Annotated in this window: 5 protein-coding genes; 4 read left to right on the forward strand and 1 reads right to left on the reverse strand. The window is 66.1% G+C overall.

Annotated elements, in window-relative coordinates; genetic code table 11:
- A partial coding sequence (locus ACFP9U_RS23775; RefSeq protein ID WP_378625241.1) for an FAD-dependent oxidoreductase occupies nt 1-878 on the reverse strand: 878 nt, incomplete at its 3' end.
- A gap of 94 nt (nt 879-972) precedes the next feature.
- Here ACFP9U_RS23775 and tesB point away from each other — a divergent pair.
- The 4 genes from tesB to ACFP9U_RS23795 all read left to right on the forward strand — a co-directional run.
- Nucleotides 973-1,839 (forward strand): acyl-CoA thioesterase II, encoded by an 867-nt coding sequence (gene tesB / locus ACFP9U_RS23780; RefSeq protein ID WP_378625242.1) that lies wholly within the window; start codon nt 973-975, stop codon nt 1,837-1,839.
- Between the two features lie 214 nt (nt 1,840-2,053).
- Nucleotides 2,054-2,392: a P-II family nitrogen regulator gene (locus ACFP9U_RS23785; protein ID WP_322453164.1), complete on the forward strand. Its 339-nt coding sequence runs from the start codon at nt 2,054-2,056 to the stop codon at nt 2,390-2,392.
- Nucleotides 2,393-2,421: 29 nt separating this feature from the next.
- Entirely contained in the window at nt 2,422-3,783 is a 1,362-nt protein-coding gene (locus ACFP9U_RS23790; protein ID WP_378625244.1) for an ammonium transporter, read from the forward strand.
- 266 nt (nt 3,784-4,049) lie between these two features.
- Nucleotides 4,050-5,000: DNA translocase FtsK 4TM domain-containing protein (locus ACFP9U_RS23795; protein ID WP_378625245.1), on the forward strand; the 951-nt coding region annotated here is incomplete at its 3' end.

Below are 5,000 nucleotides of genomic sequence, written 5' to 3' on the forward strand. Positions count from 1 at the left end.
CGCGGGCGCACGAAGTCGCGCGCCAGTGTCAGCCCCAGCGGCCAGGCGCGGCGCGGGCCCTCGACGCGGATCTCGCCCAGCTTGAGACCGAACCGCCGCTCCAACTCGTGCTCGAAGATGATCTCGTCTTCCGCCACCAGCCGTTCGGCAGTCTCGGTCCGCTCCGTCCACACGATCGAGGAGCGGTTGCCCTTGAGCGGCAGGGTTGCGAAGGGACCGGCGGGCAGGAAATGTTCTTCCGCGCGGCCGTAATGCGGGCGTTCGTGGGCGACCGTGCAAACGATGCCGGACTGGCCGTACTCCCATTTCACCGTCCGGATGCCGGCCATCTCACGCAGCCGCGACTTCACCCCGTCCGCGGCGACGAGCAGGCGCGTGGCGTGCGCGGTGCCGTCGCCGAACCGCAGCCTGACGGCCACGGGGTCCACCTCGAAGCTTTCCACTGCCGTGTTCTGCCGGACCTCGATGCCGAGCTCGGCGGCGCGGCGGCGCAGCGCGCCAGTCAGGTGGCGATTCATGACCATGTGGGCGAAGGGCTCGCCCGGGGCGGCCTCGCCGCCGAAGGTCAGAAACACCGGGCGCACGGGGTCGGACGTGCGCGAATCGGTGATCACCATATCGACGATGGGCTGCGCCTCCGGCGCGATCTCTTCCCAGCAGCCGAGCTGGCGCAGCATGCGCGCCGCGGCGGCGGCGATGGCCGAGGCACGCCCGTCACGCTGCCATGCGTCCTCGGGTGCGGCGTCGACGACCAGCACCTTCAGTCCTGGCCGGGCCTGGCCGATGGAAACGGCGATCAGAAGACCGACATAGCCGGCGCCGGCAATGACGATGTCGAAGAGCTCGGGCAGGCGCTCATGCGTTTTTTCTTCGGCCATCGAGGGGTTCTCCGTTTTTCGCGGCCGCCTTGACTTTGCAGCCGCCGTCCGGTTTGTCGGCGCCGGAGCAACGCTGGCTCAAGGGGCTCAGGACATGTCGTCGGCCATGCAGGCGCTTCTCGACATTCTTAATCTCGAGGCGCTGGAACACAACCTGTTTCGAGGCCGCAGCCCGCAGTCGGGCTGGCAGCGTGTCTTTGGCGGCCAGGTGATCGGGCAGGCACTTACGGCGGCCCAGCGCACGGTGGCGGCGGACCGCCATGTCCATTCGCTGCATTGCTATTTCATGCGGCCCGGCGACCCGGCCGTACCCATCATCTACGAGGTGGACCGTATCCGCGACGGCGGCAGCTTCACAACCCGGCGCGTGGTCGCCATTCAGCACGGCCATGCCATCTTTTCCCTTTCCGCCTCCTTCCAGATCGACGAGGAGGGGCTGGAGCATCAACTGCCTATGCCCGACGGTGTTCCCGCGCCGGAAACGCTGCGGCCGCAGCGAGAGTTCCTCGCCGCCTTCGGCGACCGCGTGCCGGAAAACATCCGCCGCTACTGGGCGCGTGAGCGCCCGCTGGAGATCCGCCCGGTCAACGTCGAGCACTACACGACGAAAAACAAGCTGCCTCCCTTCCAGCAGGTCTGGCTGCGCGCCACGGGCCCGGTGCCGGACGACCGCGCCGTTCAGGCGGCCGTACTCGCCTACCTGTCGGACATGACCCTGCTCGACACGGCCACTTTCGCCCATGGGCGCTCGGTCTTCGATCCGGAGTTGCAGATGGCGAGCCTCGACCACGCCATGTGGTTTCATCGGCCGCATGCGCTCGACGACTGGCTGCTCTATACGCAGGACAGCCCGTCGTCCGGCGGTGCGCGGGGTCTCTCGCGCGGCAGCATCTATGCACGCGACGGACGGCTGATCGCGTCGGTGGCCCAGGAGGGCCTTGTGCGGCTGCGCAAAAAATAGGCAATCTGTCATATTTGCCTAGTTATTGATCGACTCCCGCGGTAAGGCGCCTTTCGTGCTTCCCGGATCAGGCTAATTCAACGAACGAAATCAACAGGTTCAATGCTTTGCCGCGCAGTTGGCACGGCACTTGAATCACCTGGGACATGTCGGCAGGCGCTGGGGCTGGCGGCACGCAACGCGGCTCGACCGCAATGGCAAAGGGTGAAACCTGATGAAACTCGTGATGGCAATCGTAAAGCCGTTCAAGCTGGAGGCGGTGCGCGAGGCGCTGACCGACCTCGGCATACAGGGGCTGACCGTCACCGAAGTCAAAGGCTACGGGCGGCAGAAGGGGCACACGGAAATCTATCGCGGCGCCGAATACGCGGTGAGCTTCCTGCCCAAGGTCAAGGTGGAGGTCGTGGTCGATTCCGACCTCGTCGACCAGGCGGTGGACGCGATCGCCACCGCCGCCAAGACCGGCCAGATCGGTGACGGCAAGATCTTCGTCCACAACATCGAAAAGGCCGTGCGCATCCGCACCGGCGAAACCGATACCGACGCGCTTTGAGCCGCATCCGGTTTTCCAGGGAGAATGAGATGAGATTTCCGACTATTGGCTTCGGGGCGCGCGGCCCCGTGTTGGGCGCCCTTGCGCTCATGGCTTTCACATCCCTGCCCGCTTTCGCACAGGAAGCGGCCGAGGAGGCCGCCGAGGCGGCGACCGCAGCCGCCGGCGTAAGCGGCGAGACGGCCTTCGTCTTCAATACGCTCCTGTTCCTCATGGGCGGCTTTCTCGTCATGTGGATGGCGGCCGGCTTCGCCATGCTGGAGGCCGGCATGGTGCGTTCCAAGAACGTCTCCATGCAGCTTCTGAAGAACATATCGCTCTATTCGATCGCCGGGCTGATGTACTGGGCGGTCGGCTATTCGCTCATGTATGTCGACGTGAATAGCTTCATGGGTACGCTGTGGCCCTATAGCTGGCCGGATGCCGGCACGGCCAATGAAGGCGACTATGCGGTCGCTTCCGACTGGTTCTTCCAGATGGTCTTCGTAGCCACTGCGGCCTCGATCGTCTCGGGCACGCTCGCCGAGCGCATCAAGCTGTGGCCGTTCCTCATCTTCGTCGTCGTGCTGACCGGCTTCATCTACCCGATTGCCGGCTCCTGGCAATGGGGCGGCGGCTGGCTGTCGGAGATGGGCTTTTCCGATTTCGCCGGATCGACCCTCGTCCACTCGGTCGGCGGCTGGGCGGCGCTTGCCGGCGCCATCCTGCTCGGTGCGCGCGAAGGCAAGTACGGGTTGAAGGGCGAGGTGCAGCCGATCCCAGGCTCCAACATGGCGCTCGCCACGCTCGGCACCTTCATCCTGTGGCTCGGGTGGTTCGGCTTCAACGGCGCCTCGCAGCTCGCGCTCGGATCGAATGCCGACGCCTCCGACGTGAGCCGGATCTTCGCCAACACCAATCTGGCCGCTGCGGGCGGCGTCGTTGCGGCGCTGATCCTGTCGCAGATCGTCTACAAGAAGGTGGACATCACCTTCGTGCTCAACGGCGCGCTGGCCGGTCTCGTTTCCATCACCGCCGAGCCGCTGGCGCCGAGCCCCTTCATGGCGATCGTCATCGGTGCCATCGGCGGCGTCATCGTGGTGTTCACTGTGCCGCTCCTCGACAAGTTCAAGGTAGACGACGTGGTGGGCGCCATTCCCGTGCACCTCATTGCCGGCATCTGGGGCACGCTCGCCGTGCCGCTGACGAATGCAGACACCAGCTTCGGCGTGCAGATCATCGGCATCCTCGCCTATGGCGTCTTCACCTTCGTCGCCTCGCTTGTCGTCTGGATGATCCTCAAGGCCGTGATGGGGCTCAGGGTCAGCCCAGAGGAAGAGCAGAGCGGGCTCGACGTGGGCGAGGTCGGCGTCGAGGCATACCCGGAGTTCATCGCCTCCAGGGTTCGCTGACCCCGGCGTATGCGAATCACCCGGCCGGCACCGGCCGGGTGCAACACTTCCCGTCGCAGCACCGCCACTTTGACCGCTGCTGCAACCTTGGCCCGGAGCGATCCGGGCCCTTTTCATTTCCATCCATCGTCCCTGACAGTGCCCAGAAATGCAGCGCAGTCCGCCGCAAAGCCCTACCTGCATGGTTAATGCCGCCTTAACCTTCGCGGGGCTAGGGTGGGCCCGTCTCAGCGCGCCAAAACGACGTATGGACGGGGATTAAGTGAATGAGTTCCGGGTCTTCCGCGACTTTTGCCATGTATGAGGGCGGTTTCGGGTTGCAATCCTTCCTGCGGCGGCAGGTCGCGCGCGGCGTCGGCGTCGCGCTGCTTGTGCTGGTCGCCTTCGGCCTGGCCAGCCTTGCCACATGGAACGTCGCCGACCCCAGTCTCAGCTACGCGACGGACAATCCGGTGACCAACGCGATGGGCTTTCCGGGGGCGGTTTTCTCCGACATCGCCATGCAGTTCTTCGGGCTCGCCTCGGTCGCGGGGCTCGTGCCGGCGGTTTTCTGGGGCATCTTTCTCACCACCGCCCGCGGCGTCGACCGGCCCTGGCGGCGTGTAGGGGCGTGGCTTGCCGGCGCGGTGCTTTCGGCGGGCGTGGCAGGATGCCTTACGCCGCCACAGACCTGGCCCTTGCCCACCGGCCTCGGCGGCGTTTTCGGCGATATGGTTCTGGCCGCACCGGCGATTGTCAGCGGCAATTATCCGACCGGCTGGTTCGGCATGATGGTGGCTGCGCTGCTTCTCGGTCCGGCCGTGTGGCTGACCCTTTACGGTGCCGGTGCGCTCGGCCGGAAGGCCGTGCCTGTCATGGCCGAAACGGAGCCGGAGGCGTTCGACGATTACGCCGAGGCGGAGGAAGAAGACGAGGACGAAGATGGCGGCGGCTATGTCGCCCTTGGCATCCTCGTCCATTGGTGGCTCTCGGCCCGCGCCTTCTTGCGCCGGCGCTTCTCCACCCATGAAGCGGACCTGTCGGAGGAGTTCGACGTGCCCTTGCCGCAAGGGGCCGCGATGGTTCAGGAGCCCGGTGAAGACGGGCGGATCGAGCCGGACTTCCACGAGGACGGGCTGGGGGCGGAAGCCCTCGCCGATGTCTCGCCGCGCGCGGAGCGCAGCCCGACGCCGCATCATGCGGAGCCCGCCGCCCCGCCGGCTGCTCCGGTTCAGCAG

It is taken from the genome of Nitratireductor sp. GCM10026969 (assembly GCF_042660605.1).
Taxonomy (GTDB): domain Bacteria; phylum Pseudomonadota; class Alphaproteobacteria; order Rhizobiales; family Rhizobiaceae; genus Chelativorans.

Excerpts from the sequence above, each read along its gene's own strand:
- tesB (WP_378625242.1), top strand. The coding sequence starts at position 973 with ATGTCGTCGGCCATGCAGGCGCTTCTCGACATTCTTAATCTCGAGGCG.
- ACFP9U_RS23785 (WP_322453164.1), top strand. The coding sequence starts at position 2,054 with ATGAAACTCGTGATGGCAATCGTAAAGCCGTTCAAGCTGGAGGCGGTG.
- ACFP9U_RS23790 (WP_378625244.1), top strand. The coding sequence starts at position 2,422 with ATGAGATTTCCGACTATTGGCTTCGGGGCGCGCGGCCCCGTGTTGGGC.